Origin of the sequence: Pseudomonas sp. 32_A, from assembly GCF_017490905.1 — a bacterium.
Taxonomy (GTDB): domain Bacteria; phylum Pseudomonadota; class Gammaproteobacteria; order Pseudomonadales; family Pseudomonadaceae; genus Aquipseudomonas; species Aquipseudomonas inefficax.
Genome location: NZ_JAFGYI010000043.1, coordinates 26,891 through 46,128 on the forward strand (window position 1 = coordinate 26,891; position 19,238 = coordinate 46,128).

General features: G+C 62.1%; 16 protein-coding genes. 7 read left to right on the forward strand and 9 right to left on the reverse strand.

All coding sequences use genetic code 11. The features are described from left to right. Positions 1–6 precede the first annotated feature (6 nt). Positions 7–303 carry a helix-turn-helix domain-containing protein gene (locus J5M58_RS21590; RefSeq protein WP_003249396.1) on the forward strand — a complete coding sequence of 99 codons (297 nt, stop codon included), beginning with the start codon at positions 7–9 and terminating at the stop codon, positions 301–303. 122 nt (positions 304–425) lie between these two features. On the opposite strand, the gene J5M58_RS21595 is transcribed toward J5M58_RS21590, so the two are convergent. After that, positions 426–878 (reverse strand): GNAT family N-acetyltransferase, encoded by a 453-nt coding sequence (locus tag J5M58_RS21595; protein WP_112249390.1) that lies wholly within the window; start codon positions 876–878, stop codon positions 426–428. Between the two features lie 155 nt (positions 879–1,033). Between J5M58_RS21595 and J5M58_RS21600 the strand changes: the two genes are divergently transcribed. Further along, entirely contained in the window at positions 1,034–1,771 is a 738-nt protein-coding gene (locus J5M58_RS21600; protein WP_112249391.1) for an ABC transporter substrate-binding protein, read from the forward strand. 129 nt (positions 1,772–1,900) lie between these two features. Here the strand turns inward: J5M58_RS21600 and yccS are convergent, their stop codons facing one another. The 7 genes from yccS to J5M58_RS21635 all read right to left on the reverse strand — a co-directional run bounded on the left by yccS (position 1,901) and on the right by J5M58_RS21635 (position 12,406). After that, on the reverse strand, positions 1,901–4,084 hold the full coding sequence (gene yccS / locus J5M58_RS21605; protein ID WP_112249392.1) for a YccS family putative transporter: 2,184 nt from the start codon (positions 4,082–4,084) through the stop codon (positions 1,901–1,903). Positions 4,085–4,320: 236 nt separating this feature from the next. Further along, on the reverse strand, positions 4,321–5,502 hold the full coding sequence (locus J5M58_RS21610) for an NAD(P)/FAD-dependent oxidoreductase (protein ID WP_207879536.1): 1,182 nt from the start codon (positions 5,500–5,502) through the stop codon (positions 4,321–4,323). Positions 5,503–5,624: 122 nt separating this feature from the next. Beyond that, positions 5,625–6,962 carry an ATP-dependent RNA helicase DbpA gene (gene dbpA / locus J5M58_RS21615; RefSeq protein WP_235874650.1) on the reverse strand — a complete coding sequence of 446 codons (1,338 nt, stop codon included), beginning with the start codon at positions 6,960–6,962 and terminating at the stop codon, positions 5,625–5,627. A 112-nt stretch (positions 6,963–7,074) separates the two neighbouring features. Continuing rightward, a complete protein-coding gene (gene mdtD, locus J5M58_RS21620; RefSeq protein ID WP_112249395.1) occupies positions 7,075–8,502 on the reverse strand; it encodes a multidrug transporter subunit MdtD in 1,428 nt (475 codons plus the stop codon). Between the two features lie 127 nt (positions 8,503–8,629). Next, complete coding sequence (locus J5M58_RS21625) at positions 8,630–9,949, reverse strand: TldD/PmbA family protein (protein ID WP_207879538.1); 1,320 nt, start codon at positions 9,947–9,949, stop codon at positions 8,630–8,632. Further along, positions 9,949–11,391, reverse strand: a complete 1,443-nt coding sequence (locus J5M58_RS21630; RefSeq protein ID WP_207879540.1) for a TldD/PmbA family protein — start codon at positions 11,389–11,391, stop codon at positions 9,949–9,951. Before J5M58_RS21630 ends, J5M58_RS21625 begins: the two co-directional genes overlap by 1 nt. A 139-nt stretch (positions 11,392–11,530) precedes the next feature. Beyond that, positions 11,531–12,406 carry a LysR family transcriptional regulator gene (locus J5M58_RS21635; RefSeq protein WP_207879548.1) on the reverse strand — a complete coding sequence of 292 codons (876 nt, stop codon included), beginning with the start codon at positions 12,404–12,406 and terminating at the stop codon, positions 11,531–11,533. A 367-nt stretch (positions 12,407–12,773) separates the two neighbouring features. Here J5M58_RS21635 and J5M58_RS21640 point away from each other — a divergent pair, with 367 nt between their 5' ends. The 3 genes from J5M58_RS21640 (at position 12,774) to J5M58_RS21650 (ending at position 15,032) form a co-directional block, all read left to right on the forward strand. Further along, a complete protein-coding gene (locus tag J5M58_RS21640) occupies positions 12,774–13,037 on the forward strand; it encodes a DUF3077 domain-containing protein (protein ID WP_112249399.1) in 264 nt (87 codons plus the stop codon). Between the two features lie 112 nt (positions 13,038–13,149). Continuing rightward, on the forward strand, positions 13,150–14,109 hold the full coding sequence (locus J5M58_RS21645) for a 2OG-Fe(II) oxygenase (RefSeq protein ID WP_207879542.1): 960 nt from the start codon (positions 13,150–13,152) through the stop codon (positions 14,107–14,109). A 2-nt stretch (positions 14,110–14,111) separates the two neighbouring features. Next, positions 14,112–15,032 (forward strand): DMT family transporter, encoded by a 921-nt coding sequence (locus J5M58_RS21650; RefSeq protein WP_025340868.1) that lies wholly within the window; start codon positions 14,112–14,114, stop codon positions 15,030–15,032. Between the two features lie 19 nt (positions 15,033–15,051). Here J5M58_RS21650 and J5M58_RS21655 read toward each other — a convergent pair whose 3' ends face one another. Continuing rightward, entirely contained in the window at positions 15,052–16,854 is a 1,803-nt protein-coding gene (locus J5M58_RS21655) for an acyl-CoA dehydrogenase (RefSeq protein WP_207879544.1), read from the reverse strand. A 237-nt stretch (positions 16,855–17,091) separates the two neighbouring features. Here J5M58_RS21655 and J5M58_RS21660 point away from each other — a divergent pair, with 237 nt between their 5' ends. Then, a complete protein-coding gene (locus J5M58_RS21660; RefSeq protein ID WP_207879546.1) occupies positions 17,092–17,544 on the forward strand; it encodes a hypothetical protein in 453 nt (150 codons plus the stop codon). 1,114 nt (positions 17,545–18,658) lie between these two features. Continuing rightward, a complete protein-coding gene (locus tag J5M58_RS21665; protein WP_112249403.1) occupies positions 18,659–18,922 on the forward strand; it encodes a DUF3077 domain-containing protein in 264 nt (87 codons plus the stop codon). Positions 18,923–19,238: the final 316 nt, after the last annotated feature.

Sequence of the window (19,238 nt, forward strand, 5' to 3'; positions counted from 1 at the left end):
CGCAGCATGGAAGTGAGCAAGACCAAGAGCAGCTTCTACCGCCGCCTGTACGTGGCCTGGCTGATCGACAGCCAGACCGCGACCAGCGTGCCGGCCCTGATGGAGGCCACCGGCATGCCCCGGCGCACCGCTCAGGACACCATTGCGGCGCTGGCCGACCTGGATATCGTCTGCGAGTTCGAACAGCAGGAAGGCGCGCGCAACCACGCCGGGCACTACCGCATTCATGACTGGGGAGCGATCGACAAGCAGTGGATCATCCGGCATTTGCGGCAGATTCGCGAAGTGCTGGGCTATCCCTGAATCGAAAAGCTGACGCATTCCCTGTGGGAGCGGGCGTGCCCGCGAACACGGGCGAAGCCCGTGCCATCCACCGCAGTGCCTGATTCGCGGGCAAGCCCGCTCCCACAGGGATAGCGGTTAACTCAGCCTTTGCGCATCCCGATATGCGGAATATCGTCCTCCAGATATTCCTCGCCCACCACCTCGAACCCATGCCGGGCATAGAACCCCTGCAAATGCGCTTGCGCCGACAGGTAAACCGGCACCCCCGGCCAGCAATGCTCTGCTGCTTCCAGCCCCTTGAGCAGCAAGGTATGCCCCAGCTTCAGCTCGCGCGCCGCGGGCGCAGTCACCACCCGCCCGATCACCACATCCCCACCCTGGGATTGCGGGTCGAGCAGGCGCAGGTAGGCCACCAATTTGTCATCCTGCCAGCCCATCAGGTGCAGGGTATCGCCGGTCAGGTCCTGGCCATCGACTTCCTGGTAGGCGCAGCGTTGCTCGACCACGAACACTTCAGTGCGTAATTGCAGAATGGCGTACAGCTGGTCCTTGCTGAGATCGGTGTGGTGCTTGCAGAGCCAGTCGATGGACATTGGCGCGAACTCCTTGAGTGAGCCGTCGATCATCGCATGATGTATGTGTCACGGCCAAAATAGAGGCTAAATGACACTATTGGCCGCTGCCCTCGCCAACGGCTTTGTGTAATCTCGTCGGCAGTGTGTGCCCTCCATTGCGAAAGGACGTGAGCATGCGGCCACTGCTTTGTGTTCTGGGATTGTTGGCAATGATGCTTGCAACGCCCGCCCCGGGTCGTGAGACGCTACGCCTGGTGGCCGACAACTGGCCGCCGTTCACCGATGCCAGCATGCCGGGCGGTGGCCTGGCGACCAGTATCGTCACCGCGGCACTGGCCCGGGCCGGCTACGCCAGTGGGGTAGAAGAGGCGCCGTGGGCGCGGGCCCTGCGGGGGGTGAACGAGGGGCGTTACGACGTGTTGATCAACGCCTGGTACAACGACTCGCGCGCCAGCATCGGGCAGTTTTCCAAAGCCTACCTGGTCAACCGTATTCGCCTGCTGCAGCGCAAGGGCGAGGCGTTTAGCTACAAGCGCCAGTCTGACTTGTACCCCTACAGTATCGCTGTGGTGCGTGATTACGCCTATTCACCCGAGTTCGACCGCGACACCCGCCTGCACAAGGTGGCGGTGCGCAACTTTTCCTCTGCGGTACGCATGCTGGCGGCGGGGCGGGTGGGCCTGGCGGTGGAAGACGAGTACGTGGCCCGTTACAACTTGCAGCGCGAGCTGCCGGAAGTGCGCGATGGGGTGATGCTGGTGGAACCGCCGTTGGCAGAGAACACCCTGCATATCCTGGTCAGCCTGAAGCACCCGGAGCATGCGCGGATCGTCGAGCGGTTCGAACAGGCGATCGCGGCGATGAAGGCGGATGGCAGCTATGCGCGGCTCATGCGTCAGCATGGCTTTTGATCTTGTCGCCTGTTCTGGCCTCTTCGCGGGTGAACCCGCTCCCACAGGTATTACACAGATCTCGAAACTTGTAGGGTTCCTGTGGGAGCGGGTTTACCCGCAAAGAGGCCAGAACAGGTAACAATGCATTCAGGCCGGTGCACCTTCCTTGATCAAATGCGCGGCCAAGGTCCGCAGCGGCCCCAACTGCCGGCAGATCAACGCCAACTGCGTCTGCACCAGCCGCTGATGCTCATCCAGCTCTTCCGGCATCTGCTCCAGGGCATTGGCCAGGGCCTCTTCGGCATCACTGTGAATCGCCACCGGCAGCCGCGCGGCCAGGCCGTTGGCAATCTCGTCCAGGCTGCTGGCCAGGCTTTGCCCGGCACCTTCGATCAACTGCTCCTGCACCTCCGCCGGCAGGGCAGTGTCGCGGTGCGCGCCCAGCCCCGAGAGGTAGCTGAGCAAGGTATGCGACAAAACCAGGAAGCGGAAGCCGACGTCGGCTTCCTTCCGGAAGTGCCCCGGCTCCATCAGCATGTTGGCCAGGGTGGTGGACAGCGCCGCATCGGCGTTGTGGGCGTTGCGTCGGGCCAGGCGGTAGGCCAGGTCGTCGCGCTTGCCGTGGGCATACTGCTGCATGATCTGCCGCAGGTACACGCTGGCGCAGGCCAGGGTATTGGCCAGCGCCTTGTTCAGCCGCCGCCCCTGCCAGTCGGGGAGGAACAGGAACACCGCGAGGATGGCGATCAGGCTACCGACCAGGGTATCGAACAGGCGTGGCAGGAACAGGCCATAACCATCGCCGATCTGGTTGAAGCAGAACAGCACCATCAGGGTGATCGCGGCCGTGGCCAAGGTGTAGCGGGTAGTACGGTTGACGAAGAACACCACCCCGGCGACCACGGCGAACAGCGACTGGATGACCGGATTGGGGAACAGGTCGAACAGTGCCCAGCCCACCGTCAGGCCGACGGCGGTACCGATTATGCGCTGTACCAGCTTGCGCCGGGTTGCACCGTAGTTGGGCTGGCACACGAACAACGTGGTCAGGATTATCCAGTAGCCCTGGGTCGGGTGGATCAGGTGCACCATGCCATAACCGATCGACAACGCCAGCGGCAGGCGCAAGGCATGGCGGAACAGCAGCGAGGTCGGTGTCAGCTGAGTACGCAGACGGCTCCATACATCCTTCAGCGAACGCGGCGAGCGGTCGAGCAGGCTGCTGTCGCTGGCATCGGCCAGGCTGTCCGGGTTGCTGGCAGCGCTGAGCAGGCGGTCCAGCGTCGCCAGGTTGACGGCCAGCGCCCGCAGCGAGCGCAGCAGGCTGCGCCAGGCCGGGTTGTTCTGCATGCGCAGGTGTTCCAGCGAGGCGTTGAGGTCTTCGAGGGCTTCGGGGTAACCGCTGGCCAGCACGAACGGCTGGCGCAGACGGATGGAGCGGGCCAGTTCCTGGCAGGAAGAACCCTGTTTACGCAGCAGGCGCTGGCAGCGGAACATCACGTCGCTGTGGAAAAAAGCCTCGGTCAGCGCGTTGTAGGGATAGTGCGAAGCGCTGACCCGTTCATGGATGTCCTGGGCCAGGAAGTACAGCTTGAGGTAGCGGCTGACCTTGGAGTTCGGCTGGCTGTTGCCCACCCGGTGCAGGATGATTTCCTTGGCCGCGTTGAGCGCCGCCACCACCCTGCCGTTCTGCTGGGCCAGTTCCAGGCGCTGGGCTTCGACGTCAAGGGTGCGGATGGGTTCGAACAGGCTGGCCTTGAGCTTGAGGTAGCTGCCTAGCTCGAAGAACAGCTTGGCCAGGCTCTGCTGCACCGGCTGGTTGGAAAACAGCGCCTGCCACAGCACCGACAGTAGCCCGTACCAGGCTGCACCGGTCACCAGCAGCAGCGGTTCGTGCCAGAAGTCGGTGACCTGGCCGCCGCGCTGGTCCACGCCGATCATGGTGTACACCGCAGTGATCAAGGTCGCTGATGCGATGGCGCCATAACGCTCGCCCAGGGCACCGAGCATGGTCAGGCCGAAGGCCGCCAAGGCCAGGGCAATGACGAATACCCATGGGTAGGGGAACAGCAGTTCGACCGCCAGCGCGGCGATGGCAAAACACACCAGGGTGACGGCCAGGGCGCTGAGGCGGCCCTGCCAGCTGTCATCGGTTTCGGCCAGTGCGCTGGCGATGATGCCGAGAAACAGCGGAATCAGCAGGGCCATTTCGTTCTGGTACCAGCACAGGGCCAGGCTGCCGGTGAGGGCGATGGTGACCCGGATGCTGTAGCTGAACTTGTCTTGACCCCACAGGCGACGCAGTGACTGACGGAACGAGCTCGATGACATGATGGCCTGCTAGGCAGTGATCAGAGGAATATCTTTCGAGGCCGTGCAATTGGGGCCGCTGTCGCGGCCCATCGCCGGCAAGCCAGCTCCCACAGGTACTGCACAAGCCTGAAGGCCTGTGGAGACCCTGTGGGAGCTGGCTTGCCGGCGATGGGCTGCACGGCAGCCCCACTGCTTTACCGGCGCTCAAGCACGGGCCAGCAAGAAGCGTTCCGTGCTGCTGAATGGATTCTACTCTACACGAACTGCGCTGCGGCGTTGGCCGATGCCCAGGCCCACTGGAAATTGAAACCGCCCAGGTGGCCGGTCACATCCAGTACCTCGCCAATGAAATACAACCCGGGGCTCTTCAGCGATTCCATGGTCTTGGACGACACCTCGCGGGTATCCACGCCGCCAAGGGTCACTTCGGCAGTGCGGTAACCCTCGGTGCCGGCCGGTACAACCTGCCAGTTCGACAGTTTCTCGGCGATCTGTGACAGTTCCGCCGGGGTGTACTGCTTCATCGGTCTGGACTCGAACCACTGCTCCGCCAACAGGTTGGCCAGCTTGCGGGTAAACACTTCGCCCAGCACTGTCTTCAGTTCGGCGTTGGCGCGCTCGGCCTGCATCTGTTGCAGCCAGGTCAGCGCATCACGGTCAGGCAACAGATTGATCTCGACGGTGTCACCGGCTTCCCAGAACGAGGAGATCTGCAAAATCGCCGGGCCGCTGAGGCCGCGGTGGGTAAACAGCAGGTTCTCGCGGAAGCTGGTGCCGTTGCAGCTGGCGGTGCAATCCAGCGAGGTGCCCGAAAGCTCGGTGCACAGTGCCTTCAGTTGGGGCTCGGTGATGGTGAACGGCACCAGCCCGGCGCGTGTTGGCAGCAGGGTGTGGCCAAACTGGCGGGCCACCTGGTAGCCGAAGCCGGTGGCACCCAGGGTCGGGATCGACAGGCCGCCGGTGGCGATCACCAGCGATTGGCAGGTGAACTGGCCGCCGCTGGTCTGCAGCAGATAGCCGCCTTCGGTCTTCTCGATCTGCTCGATGCTGGTGTGCATGCGGATCTCCGCGCCGGCCTCATCGCATTCGGCCAGCAGCATGTCGAGTATGTCACTGGCCTTGTTGTCGCAGAACAGCTGGCCGAGCTTCTTCTCGTGGTATGCCACGCCATGCTTGCATACCAACTCGATGAAGTCCCATTGGGTGTAGCGGGCCAGGGCCGACTTGCAGAAGTGTGCGTTCTGCGAGAGGAAGTTGCCCGGCTCGGTATACATGTTGGTGAAGTTGCAGCGGCCGCCGCCGGACATGAGGATCTTCTTGCCCGGTTTGTTGGCGTGGTCGAGCACCAATACCCGGCGGCCACGGCGGGCGCTGAGCTGGGCGCACATCAGGCCGGCGGCGCCGGCGCCGAGGATGATCACGTCGGTGGAGTGCACGGTGTAAACCTTATAAGAAAGAAACACAGAACCCTGTGGGAGCGGGTTCACCTGCGAAGGCGGCAGTGAGCCCACTATCGCATTCGCGGGTAAACCCGCTCCCACAGGGACCTTGCATGGCTTTAGATAATGCGGACTTTCAGGGAGCGGCCCTTGATCTTGCCGCTGTTCAGCCGCTGCATGGCCTGCTTGGCCAGCGCCCGCTCGACGGCCACGAACGCCTGGAAGTCGAAGATCGCAATCTTGCCCACCTGCTTGCCCGGGATCCCGGCATCACCGGTCAGCGCCCCGAGGATGTCGCCCGGGCGCAGCTTGTCCTTGCGCCCGGCAGCGATGCACAGGGTACTCATCACCGGCAGCAGCGGCTCGCCACCTTTGCTCTTCAAGCTGTCCAGCTGGTCCCAGCGCAATGGGCTCTTCTGCAGTTGTTCGATGGCCTGGGCACGGTGGCCTTCGGCTGGCGCCACCAGGCTGACCGCAATGCCTTTCTCCCCGGCACGGCCGGTGCGGCCCACACGGTGCACATGAATTTCCGCATCACGTGCCAGCTCGACGTTGATGACCATGTCCAGGCCATCGATGTCCAGGCCGCGCGCCGCCACGTCGGTGGCTACCAGCACCGAGCTGCTGCGGTTGGCGAACATGGTCAGCACCTGGTCGCGGTCGCGCTGCTCCAGATCGCCGTGCAGGGCCTGGGCAACAATGCCCTTGGCGGTCAGGTGGGCGACCACATCCTCGCACTGCTGCTTGGTGAAGCAGAACGCCACGCAGGACTGCGGGCGGTAGTGGCCGAGCACGCGGGTGACGGCCTCGAGACGCTGTTGCGGGTCGATCTCGATGAAGCGCTGCTCGATCTGGTTGTCGGCATGCAGGCTCTCGACCTTGACCTGTTGCGGGTTGCGCATGAAGTCGGCGGCCAGTTGCTTGATGCCGGCCGGGTAGGTGGCCGAAAACAGCAGGGTCTGGCGGCGCGACGGGGTCTTGCCGATGATGCTGGCGATGGCATCGAAGAAGCCCATGTCGAGCATGCGGTCTGCTTCGTCCAGCACCAGGGTGTTCAGCCCGTCGAGCACCAGGGTGCCCTTGTCCAGGTGCTGCTGGATGCGCCCCGGGGTGCCGACGATGATGTGCGCGCCGTGCTCCAGCGAAGCGATCTGTGGGCCCAGCGAAACGCCGCCGCACAGGGTCAGGATCTTGATGTTGTCCTCGGCGCGGGCCAGGCGGCGCAGCTCCTTGGCCACTTGGTCGGCGAGCTCGCGGGTGGGGCAGAGCACCAGCGCCTGGCAGCCGAAGTAGCGTGGGTTGATCGGGTTGAGCAGGCCGATGCCGAAGGCGGCGGTCTTGCCGCTGCCGGTCTTGGCCTGGGCGATCAGGTCCTGCCCCTTGAGGATGACCGGCAGGCTCTGGGCCTGGATCGGCGTCATCGAGGCATAGCCGAGGGCGTCCAGGTTGGCCAGCATGGCAGTGGACAGCGGCAAGGTGGCAAAGGCGGTGGATTCGGTGGTCACGAGGCGGGCCTGCGGTGCGAAGCGAAAAATGCCGCACAGTCTACCAGCCTCGTGGCCATTCGCCCTACGACTCCATGTGTTGTTCCGGACGACGGGCACGCCTTCCGTCTGTCGGTGACAGCTGCAGGAAGATCGCCGCGGCCAGCATGGCCATCACACCGATGGTGACGAAGGTCAGCTGGAATGCGCCCAAGGTGGTTTCCACGCCGTCGGCGCTGCCGGCTGCGGTAAAGCCGCCGAGCAATGCACCCGCACACGCCACGCCCAGGCTCAGGGCCAGCTGCGCGACCACTGATAGCAGGCTGTTGCCGCTGCTGGCGCTGGCGTCGTCGAGGTCGATCAGAGTCACCGTGTTCATCGCGGTGAACTGCATGGAGTTCACCGCGCCCAGTAGACCGAGTTGTACCAGCAACAGCCAATAGGGCGTCTGCTCGTCCACCAGCCCCAGGCTGGCCAGCAGAAGGCCCAGCAGCAGGGTGTTGCCGGTGAGGATGATGCGGTAGCCAAAGCGTTCGATCAGCGGCCGGGCAATGGACTTGGCCAGCATCGCCGCAGCCGCCAGCGGGATCATGCTCATGCCGGCCTGGGCCGGCGAGTAGCCCAGCGCCACTTGCAGCAGCAACGGCACCAGGAACGGCAAGGCGCCGCTACCCAGGCGGGCGAACAGGTTGCCGAGAATACCGATGGCAAAGGTGCGTACGCGGAACAGGCTGGGCGAGAACAGCGGCTCTGGGTCGCGCCCGGCGCGCAGCCAGTAGGCCGCCAGGCAGGCCATGCCGGCGAACAGCAGCAACATCACCCGCAAGTGCGGCAGGTGCAGTTCGCCCAGGCCTTCCATGGCGATGGTGATCAATACCATCGCTGCACCAAACAGCAGGAACCCGGGGCCATCGAACGTGGTGCGCTCGGCACCGCGCAGGTCGGGGATGAACTTCCACACGGCGTAGCAGCCGATCAGGCCGACCGGCAGGTTGAGCAGGAAGATCCAGTGCCAGCTCAGAATCTCCACCAGCCAGCCGCCAACCGTAGGGCCCAGTAGTGGCCCGAGCAGGCCGGGGATGGTGATGAAGCTCATGATGCGCACCAGCTCGGTGCGCGGGTAGGCACGCAGGACCACCAGCCGCCCGACCGGCAGCATCAACGCCCCACCCAGGCCCTGTACGACGCGGGCGAAGATCAGGAAACCGAGGCTGTTGGCGGCGGCGCACAGCAGCGAGCCGAAGCTGAACAGCAGGATGGCGCTGAAGAAGATGCGCTTGGTGCCGAAGCGGTCGGCGATCCAGCCCGAGGCGGGGATCAGCAGGGCCACGGTGAGCATGTAGGCAATGATCACGCCCTGCATGCGCAGCGGGTCTTCGGCCAGCGAGCGGGCCATGGCCGGCAGCGCAGTGTTGAGGATGGTGCCGTCAAGGGACTGCATGAAGAAGGCGATGGCCACCACCCAGGGGATCCAGCGGGCGGTGACGGGGTCCAGCGGGGTGCGTTCGGGCATGACTTCCTCGTTTGTCTGTACCGGCCTCTTCGCGGGTGAACCCGCTCCCACAGGGATGTCACCACATTCAAGGGCAGTGGAGATCCTGTGGGAGCGGCTTTAGCCGCGAAAGGGCCGGCGAGTCCAATCACAATGTCAGGGTCAACCCTTTGACCAGTGCCCCCGGCAAATGACTCGACCCGGTACTGCGCTGTCCATAGGTACTGGTCGACAGAATCATCTCGCGCTCCTGGGTCAGGTCTTCCAGCTGGCTGCCGAGCAAACTGTACAGGCTGTCATCGAAGCGCATGGTGCTCACCGGGCCCTGGATCTGTCCATCCTCCACCCAGAAGGTGGCGAAGCGGGTCAGCCCGGTCATGCGTGCTGCCGGCAGGTCGGAATAGTTCAGGTACCACAGGTTGCTGATGTACAGCCCGGTACCAAGACGCTCCAGGATTTGCTCGCTGGGCAGGCTACCTGCTGCCAGGCTGAGCGCACACGGCGACTCGTAACTATCGGCGCCATTGGCCAGCAACTCGAACTCGGCCGCACTGCGCGCACTGATCAATCGCTGCCGGGCCTCGCCTTGCTGGATCAACGGCACATCCAGGCGCGGCGAGCCTTCATCGGAAAACGCCGGGCTCAGCGAGCCGCTGACCTGTTCGGTGAAACTCACCAGCGGGCTCAGCCGCGCATCGCCGTTGTACAGGCGCTGCAGGGCGCTGTTGCCAGTGGCCAGGGCCTGTGCGGAAAACCCGCCCCAGCACAGCATGCCGGCTATTTCGTCCATGGCCGCCGGGGCCAGGTAGGCACGGTAGCTGCCAGGTTTCAGCGTGACGGCAGGGCGGCCAAGGAAACCCAGCTGTTCCCGCGCCTGGCGCAGGCGTGCGGTGAAGTCGTCGGCGCTCCACACTTGCCCGGCATAATTGGCCTTCACCGCCTCGCCGTTTTCGTGGAACAGGCTCCAGTCGAAGTTGAAGCTGTTGGCCTGGTGCCAGCCGAAGGCCCCGAACGAGCTGGCGAAGCCCCGGCAGATGGGGCCGGCGGCGTAGATGCCGACAAGGTCCAGGTCGCCGGCTTCGCGCTCGAGCAAGGTCAGCACATCGCTCAGTTCGGGCAGCGGCTGCTCCTGCTGGCTGTGGCTGTGCCAGGCGCTTTCGTCCAGGCGCAGGTACGGATCGACCGCCAGCAGTGGCAAGGTCTGGCGCAGTTGCTCCAGGGCCGTGACCAGGCGCTGGCTATCCAGTTGCGTGTCACCACTCAAGGTCACCTGTTGCTCTGCCTGGCGGCCATCGCGGATCAGCCGCAGTTGCGCGCCGGCCTGGTTCACGGTGCCGGCCTGGCGCACCTTGGCATGGTTGAAACGCACGAATTGCGACTGTTCGGCGCTATAGCCGAGGGTGAACTGTTCGCCCGTCTGCAGGGCTTTGCGTACATCCCCGACCAGGGTTTCGAAAGCGTGTTTCATCAGGCGTCTCCTCCGAATACGTCGATCTGGCGGAACACGCAGGCCGGCGAGGCGTGGCCGACCCGCACCACCTGGTTGGGTTCGCCCTTGCCGCAGTTGGGCGTGCCCAGCACCTGGAAGGTACTGCTGTCGCCGACCGCCGCCAGGTTGCGCCAGAACTGCGCGGAGATGCCGCGGTAGTTGGGGTTCTTGACGATGCCCTTGAGCTCGCCGTTTTCGATCAACTGCCCCCATTCACAGCCGAACTGGAACTTGTTGCGCGCATCGTCGATGGACCAGGAACGGTTGGTGCGCATCAGGATGCCGTGCTCGATGCCCTTCACCAGCTGATCCAGGCTCTGGTCGCCCAGCTCGATGTTGAGGTTGGCCATGCGGTCGATCGGCGCACGGTTCCAGCCGCAGGCGCGGCTGTTGGCCACGCCGTCGAGGCCGGAGCGGAACTGCGACAGCGCACCACCCAGCGGGCGCAGCAGCAGGCCATCGCGGATCAGGAACTGCTTGCTGGCCGGGGTGCCGTCATCATCGAAGCTGTAGCTGGCCAGCTCTTCGCCTATGGTCGGGTCGAAGGTCACGTTGAGTAGCGCGGAGCCGTACTGCAGGTGGCCGAAGTCACCGGCCTTGACGAAGCTGGTGCCGGCGTAGTTGCGCTCGTCGCCGAGAATGCGGTCCATCTCCAGCGGGTGGCCGATGGATTCGTGAATCTGCAGCATCATCTGGTCCGGCATCAACAGCAGGTCGCGCGGGCCGCTGGGGGTATTCGGTGCCAGCAGCAGCTGCAGCGCCTCGTCGGCCACCCGGCGGGCAGCGCCGACCAGGCCACAGCGCTCGATGATCTCGAAGCCGCCCTGCTGGCCGAAGTTGTCGCGGCCCAGGCTGCGGCTCTGGCTGTCCTGGCCATCGCTGGCGGTCACGCCCAGGCCCGGGAACAGGAAGCGCTGGGCGTGGCGCAGCTCGGCGCCGGCCGAGTTCAGGTAGGTCTGCTCGACCAGGCTCAGGCCCAGGCTGGCCTGCCAGTCCACTAGGCGGCTGTCCTTGGGCACGCTGGCCGATTCGGCAGCGAGCAGGCCAAGGCAGTCGGCGAGGTTGGGCACGGGTTGGTCGAAGTTGGGCGAAATGTGGTCGTGGCGTGCGCTGGTCACCGGTTGCTCGCGCAGGTCCAGCAGGTTGTACCGGGCGATCTGCCGGGCCAGTGCCTCGGCGTGCTCCAGGGCACGCTGCAGGCCGGCCTGGGACAGGTCGGCGGTGGCGGCATAGGCTTCCACGCCATTCACCCGCACGGTGAGCATGGCGCCCTCGTCCTGGCTGAAGAAGGGTGGTTCCGCGACGTTGCGGCGAACCGACAGCGCCTGGTGCGACTGTTTCACATGGCGCAGGGAAAACAACTCGGCCGTACTGCGCAGCGCGGCAAAGCGCTGGCGCAGTAGGGCGCTGGTATCGAACATGTGGAAGCCTCCGTGTACACGGTGGCTCCCCCTTAGAACCACTCGTCCTGCATGGTGAGGCAAGTGTCGTCGCGCGCCTCGAGCAATGCCAGCTCATTATGGCAGCCAGGTACTTCCCAGGTCAGGAAATAAAGTGCGGTCAGCAAGGGCCCGGTGTTGCAGGTCCATCCTTGCGGATGGTGGCCTTCAACATTTCGTTCAGATGCGACGCAACATGGTGAGTGGTGTCCGTGAGCAGGTAGACGTGATGCTCGGCGAGCGCGGGGAAGCCCATGCCTTCCACGTACGCAAGTGATGTATCACCACTGTCCAGCCCCTCGACAATACCGACTGCCAGGCCGCTCCTCATGCAGGCTAGTACCGCATGCCAGTTGGCGCTTTCCAGCAGGATGCGGTACGCAATGCCATGCGTCTTCAATGCCTGCAATGCCGCCTCTCGGTACGGGCAGCCCTTCAACTGCAGGGCCAGTGGCAAAGGAAGGTCAGGGTCGTGGTGGAACCCTGGGGCTGCGGCCCAACGAGGCCTGGTCGAGCGAAGCCACTCCCCTTGTTCCCATACTTCGCTGCTGACCGCCACTGCCAAGTCCAGGCGCTGTCGTGCAAAAAGGTCGACGAGCTCTGCGCTGGACCGCGCTATGGCCTCCAGTTCCAGCTTCGGATTACTGGCTACGAAAACTGGCAGGAAATCGCTCATGAGGCTGGCTGCATATCCGTCTGGTACCCCAAGGCGGACCTTGCCGGTCATCTGCTGGGGCGACAACGTAGCCAGCAGCCTGTCATGGGCCATCAGAAAACGTGTCGCCTCAACCAGCAGGTGTCGACCCGCCGGGGTCAGTTCTACGGACTGGTTGCTGCGAGCAAACAGCTGTTGCCCGATCTGTTCCTCCAGCTTCTGTATTTGCGTCGTCACCGCCGACGGGCTGCGATGGACATAGTCGGCGGCATCCTTGAAGCGGCCCAGCCGGGCTACTGCCTGGAAGGTTCTGAGTACGTTGATGTCGAGGCCTTTCCCCATTGAACCACCTGATTTAGCCGGATCGAACCAGCGCTTCGATTTAATCAACTGTACAGGCTTTATACCCCCTCTTACTGTGTGGTTGCAGCACGGTTGTCACTCGGAAGTGCAATGGAATGATACGAATGAGCATCAGGTCATGCAGGAGTCGGCATTGATTCAGGTGCAGATGCCTAATGAGTTTCGGACTTTGCACTGAGGTTTGAGTGATGTGTTGTCTGGGTGGGCCTCTTCGCGGGTAAACCCGCTCCTACAACGGTCATCACATGCCATGGCCTGCAGTGGCCTTTGGAGCGGGCTTGTCGAGGCGTCGAACCGCCGCGAAAGGGCCCACCCAGGCAATTGAGAATTATCAGGGGATTGAACAATGACAACAGAAGACACCCAGTTCACCGTTGGCAAGACCACCTTCTACCAGGGTGAGAACGGCACCCATCCATTGTTCCGTATCGAGGCGGGCATCCCATGTAGGGACGCCCGCGAGCAGTCTTCGGAGTTGATGGGCTATGTGCGCGAATTGACCATCACCGGGCTGATGGACGAGAAACCGATGATGATCTGGGCTGCACATTATCTGGGTGCGATGGCCAAAGCGCTGATGGATGATGCTGAGTTGGGGATGAAGCAGTGAGGGATTGTTTTCAGGTCGCTGAAGTCTCCCAGGAATCCGCCAGCGGGGACGGCTCGGTGCGCTATCAAGTCGCGAGTACCTTCAGTAGCGGCTCCACAGGGACAGACGCATCATGAACCACTCCAACACCTTATCCCTGTTCGAGCGCGGCGTAGGCCGCGTGAAGCTGGCGCTCAAGTCAACGTTGAAGCGCACGCCGCGAGCTTCGTCGATCTGCCTGGGCGAGCAGGTTGCCTGGCGGGATGATCTGCTTCGACGACAAGGGCCCACCGTCACGGACACCCGAACGCTGGGGGAACTGGGTTATAGCCAAAGCCCACACTCGAAAGTTGCGGTAGATGCCATCACGGGGGTCGCTGTCGTCCATCGGTTGTTCACGCTCGAGGGCGTCGCGGCCTTGCAAGACATCTGCGCCCGCCTGGAGGAAGGGGCGGGCGACAGCGACTGGATCATTTCCCGGCGCACACGAGGGGTGACGGGGCTGTCGTCGTTCATCAACGACATGATGTGCAGTCGCTCATTCCTGCTGGCCATCTCGCGCATCGCTGGCGTGCCGCTCGTGCCTTACCCCATGCTCAATGCCCGCTCGCAGATCAACTACTACTACCCCAAGCCTGTCGAGCAACAGCAGCAACTGGGTATTTGGCATACGGACGGCACCAATTATGTGCTGAACATCGTGCTGTCGGGGCCGGCCGATTACAGCAGTGGCGAGTTCCTGTTCCACAACGGTACTGTCGATACCTTTGATGCTCTGGATTACCGCACCTTCGAAACCGCACGCCTGGACGAGCCCGGCGATGCCTTGTTCATCTATGGCAGCCGCCTGTTCCACGGCGTTCGCCCGGTGCTCAGCGGGCGGCGCATGTCACTGGTGTTGTCCTTCCATTGCCCTTACTTCGGTGACGACTCCAACCGCTTCTGGCACCTAGCCTCCGACGACGGCATTCCCGCGACCATCCCCAACTGGTTGGGGTTGCGCTGGGCCCTGCACCGATCAGCTGCTCGACAATACGCACGTATAGGCATCCAGCCGATTACGTTCGAGGAATTGCATCACATAGGGGCGTGAATATGCCAAGCAGTGCGCCATACCTGATCCTGCTGCAAGTCATTTTTGTCCTTTCCTGGAGTTCGGGCTTCATTGGCGCCCGGCTGGGCACGGAGGACGCTGGTGCAATAAACCTGCTGTTCTGGCGCTTTTTGCTGGTCTGCATCTGCCTGTTGCCCTTTGTCTTGCACCGACTGCGTGTACTGTCGTGGGCGCAGATACGTTACAACGCCGTGATCGGTTTTCTGGCCCAGTTTGCCTACCTGGTCAGCGTTTACATCGCCATCCGCGGCGGCCTGCCGGCGGGTATTGCTGCCATCATTTGCGCCTTGCAGCCATTGATCACGGCATCGATGAGCAGCAGGGACCACGGTGAACGCAGTGGCCGGCAGGAGTGGCTGGGGCTTGTGCTTGGGTTTGCGGGCGTCAGCGTAGTCATTCTGGGTGAGTACAGCCTGTCGACAGCCCGGCTTGAATTCTGGCTGTACGCTCTGCCGCTGATCGCTGCCATCACGCTGTCCATCGCCACGCTTTACCAGCGACGGCAATCGGTTCTGGAGACAGACCACAGCAAGGACGGTTTGCTGATGCCACTGTTTCTGCAATCGACCGCGACGCTGGTGTTGCTCACCGCTACAGGCTTGCCGTTGGGCTTGATCGAAGTGCCTGCCAGCACCCAGGCCTGGGTGGCTGTCGCCTGGCTGACACTGTTCTCAACGTTCATCGCCTATTTGAGCCTGTGGATATTGCTGACCAAGCTGACCGCGACCCGCGTGTCGGCGCTGGTTTATCTGGAACCGCCAGTGACATTGTTATGGGCTGCGTTGATGTTCGGCGACGCGATTCATTGGACAGCCTACCTGGGCATTGCGGTAGTCGCTGCAGGAATCGCTATTGCTCGCAACCCCCGCAGCTCGGCATCGCCCGCCAAGTGTACTCAGTGATTCACTTCACAGGTGCTGTCTAGAACCACTCCTCTTGCATGGCGAGGCAGGTGTCGTCGCGCGCCCCGAGCAATGCCAGCTCATTATGGCAGCCCGGTACTTCCCAGGTCAGGAAATAACGCGCGGCCTGTAGCTTGCCGAGGTAGAAGTCGCGGTCGGCAGGGTTGCCCTTGAGCAGGCCAAGCTCGGCATGAATCGCCTGCTCCAGCCAGCGCCAGCCGATCACGCAGTGGCCGAAGGCCTTGAGGTACAGGGCGGAGTTGGCCAGGGTACCGGCGACCTTGCCTTCGGCCAGGTCGCCAAGCAAGGTCAGGGTCACACCTTGCAGGCGGTTGACCAGTTGCTCCAGCGGCTGGCGCAGTGGGTCGAGATTCGGGTGGTGGCTGGCGCTTTCGCCGGTGGCGGCGATCAGGCGGATCAGCTGTTTGAGGCCGGCACCATTGTTCTGCGCCAGTTTGCGGCCGAGCAGGTCGAGCGACTGGATACCCTCGGTACCCTCGTGGATCGGGTTCAGGCGGTTGTCGCGGTAGTACTGCTCCACCGGGTATTCGCGGGTGTAGCCGTGGCCGCCGAGGATCTGGATCGCCAGTTCATTGGCCTTGAGGCAGAAGGCCGAGGGCCAGGACTTGACGATCGGGGTCAGCAGGTCGAGCAGCTCCTGCGCCTGCTTGCGGGCGCTGTCGTCGCTGGCAGTCTGGGTGTCGTCGAACAGGCGCGCGGCATACAGGCCCAGGTCGAAGGCGCCTTCCACGTAGGCCTTCTGTGCCAGCAGCATGCGTTTTACATCAGTGTGTTCGATGATCGGCACTGCCGGGCTGTGCGGGTCCTTGTTGTCCGGCAGCCTGCCCTGCGGGCGCTGGCGGGCGTATTCCAGCGAATACAGGTAGCCGGCGTAGCCGAGCATCACCGCGCCCATGCCGACACCGATGCGTGCCTCGTTCATCATCTGGAACATGCAGGCCAGGCCCTGGTGCGGCTGGCCGACCAGGTAGCCGACGCACCGGCCGTTGTCGCCGAAGTTCAGCGCGGTGGAGGTGGTACCGCGCCAGCCCATCTTGTGGAACAACCCGGCCAGCAGCACATCGTTGCGCGGGCCACGGCTGCCATCTTCGCTGACCAGATACTTGGGCACGATGAACAGCGAGATGCCCTTCACACCGGGCGGAGCATCCGGCAGCTTGGCCAGCACCATGTGCACGATGTTTTCCGACAACTCGTGATCACCGCCGGAGATGAAAATCTTGTTGCCCTTGAGCCGGTAGCTTCCGTCACCGGCGGGTTCAGCGCGGGTGCGGATATCGGCCAGCGACGAGCCAGCGTGGGGTTCGGTCAGGGCCATGGTGCCGAAGTAGCGGCCTTCGATCATCGGCTGCAGATACAGGCGTTTCTGTTCATCGCTGCCAAAGCTCTCGATCAGGTTGGCCGCGCCCATGGTCAGGAACGGGTAGGCCGTGGTGCCGGCGTTGGCCGCCTGGAAGTGGGCGAAGCAGGCCTGCGAGACCAGGCTCGGCAGCTGCATGCCGCCGGCTTCGAAGTCGCGGTTGGCGTTGAGGAAGCCGGCTTCGAGAAAGGCGTCGACGGCGGGTTTCACTTCGGGGATCAGTTCGGCGCGGCCATCCACGTAGCGCGGCTCGTTTTCGTCGGCCTTGCGGTTGTGCGGGGCGAAGAACTTTTCGGCGATGGTGCGGGCAGTTGATAGCGCTGCATCGAAGGTTTCGCGGCTGTGCTCGGCGAAGCGCGGGCGCTGGGTCAGGGCCTCGGCGTCGAGGACTTCGTAGAGTTCGAAGGCGAGGTTGCGGGGGCTGAGCAGGGTCTCGGGCATGATCGCGGTCCTGAGGCGGGATGCTGCGAGTGTAGGAGGGTGGTGGGGTGGGGGACAGGTTAATAGGTTTGGGTGATATGGGTTGAGAAAGAGTAATGAGACCTGCGGTCTGGCATCCGTACAGATGTTGTTTTCCATGATACATGGAGAAATTTCCCACAACGTTATCAGAAGTGGTCCTACAGATTTTTTGAGCTAGTGAATGTAAGCGTCGGTGCTCGGAATGGAGGATTGGCAATGGAAAAGCTCACTCGCTGGACGAACGTTCGAACGGATGACCTGTGTAGGGTCGAAGATCCATTCTTTTCGACCGGGATAATTAGAGATTATGGCGATTTTCTGATTAACACTGTTTCTGCGATGAGTGGTCCGGGCAAATGGAAAATAACGTCTATACGTGTTAATAAACCTGCTTCGAGTGCTGCCTTTGTTGCGAACTTCCTGACATCAAGAGGAGATGAGGGGCGTGTCTTCTTGTCGTCAGGGAAAGATTTTGCGAATACGACGAGAACAGTTACGCAGGAATGGGTGCCGCTTGATGAAGAGGAACAGTATTTTTCGCCATCCTCCGCAATCCACAGATATGGAATGGAACGTAAAGTAACGCAAGTTTATGTGGAGACTGATGATGCCTGGGATGTGTCGGGAACCTCATGGCATTGGCGACCAATAATAGTAAATGAAGAATAAGAGTTGAAAGATAAATGTGCTGGAGCATCGGTTTGATAAGGTCAACGCGTTTGGTCGGTTTGTTTTGGGGTGGTATGGATGCTTTTTACATTTTTTTCGTTGTGGTCAGTAGCCTGAATAGAGGTGTGACCCCCTTTGTCAGTGATCTCAATTCCGCTCTTGCAAACATGGAGCAGTGGGGGGGAGGGCTTGAGATCATGGTGTGGATGGGGCTGATTGTCCAGGTATCCCTTGTTGCCAGTAGCATATTACTTTGTATGGGGAGAAGATCAGGGCGTTATCTGGCTTTCGTTCAGTTTCCATTTCGTATCTTGTTTATAGTTCCGTCGTTTTCTTTGTTTCTATTATTGCCAGATACCAGTACGTGGGTTTGGTTGAGCCTTTTCGCAGCTTCTGAAGGGGCTAAAATCCTAAGCCTTTGGTGGTTCTGGCGAAGGCCCGGATGAGCGAGGGCATTAAAGGGTGCTTGCTTTGGTTCCTTCTATATCTGTGCGACCGAGCGGCGAGCGGTCACACAGGCGCGCTGCAAAGGGCGAGGTGAAACCTGCCAGCTACTGCATTTCAGTCAGCACCCCGGCAGTTTTTTAGGTTTTCGCCTATTCCATGTAGTCCATTTCCCAAACATACTCCCAACCCCTTCCTAGCCATTGCGGTGCTCTGGATCGGGCCATAGTCTCGGGTGGTCGCTGCCAAATCAGTGACCGGCTTTGACAGGCCGACCAGAAAATTCTCATGGCTTTCGCCTTTATGGCGGCTGTGTATGGGGCACCTCGTGTGCGCCGGGTTTTTGGATTTTTCTACCGGTCTGTCAACCCATGCACAGCTGCCACCCTCTTGTTTGACAGCAGGTGGTGATAGCCCTTACCGAGAAAAATACCAATGATGAAGATAGTTCCTGATCCACCCCTGAACGCAGTTTCACTCGAAGATCCTAATCTAGGTCGCGAACTTCGCACTGAGGCTTATTGATGTGTCGCCTGAACCGGCCCTTTCGCGGGCATGCCCGCTCCCAGAGGTACGGTGCAAGTCATGAAGCCTGTGGTGATCCTGTGGGAGCGGGCGCGCCCGCGAATAGGCCCGGCCAGGCACTCGAGAATTATCAGGGGATTGAACAATGACAACAGAAGACACCCAATTCACCGCCGGCAAGACCACCTTCTACCAGGGTGAAAACGGCACTCACCCGCTGTTCCGCATCGAGCCTGGCATCCCGTGCAGGGACGCCCGTGAGCAGTCGTCGGAGTTGATGGGTTATGTCCGTGAATTGACCATTACCGGGCTGATGGATGAGAAGCCGATGATGATCTGGGCTGCCCATTACCTGAGTGCGATGGCCAAGGCACTGATGGATGATGCTGAGTTGGGGATGAGGCAGTGAGGGTTTGGCTTCAGGTTGAATGAAGGCCGCTAGGTGTTTGCCGCAACATTTTCTGCGCCTGTGATATCGAGCGCCGCCCGCGCGGCGCTTCGCGGGGCAAGCCCGCTCCCACATTTGTTGCAACGTGGCCATGCCTGTGAGGCCATGGTTGTCAGCCTTGGCGCATGACTAAAGACATGTTGGACGGCAGCCACGCCAACATGGAGATATCGGCGGACCAACAAAGCGGGTAACTATGGCCTGACAGGTTTGGCACGTTGCAACAAATGTGGGAGCGGCCTTGTGCCGCGAAGCGCCGCGCGGGCGGCGCTCGATA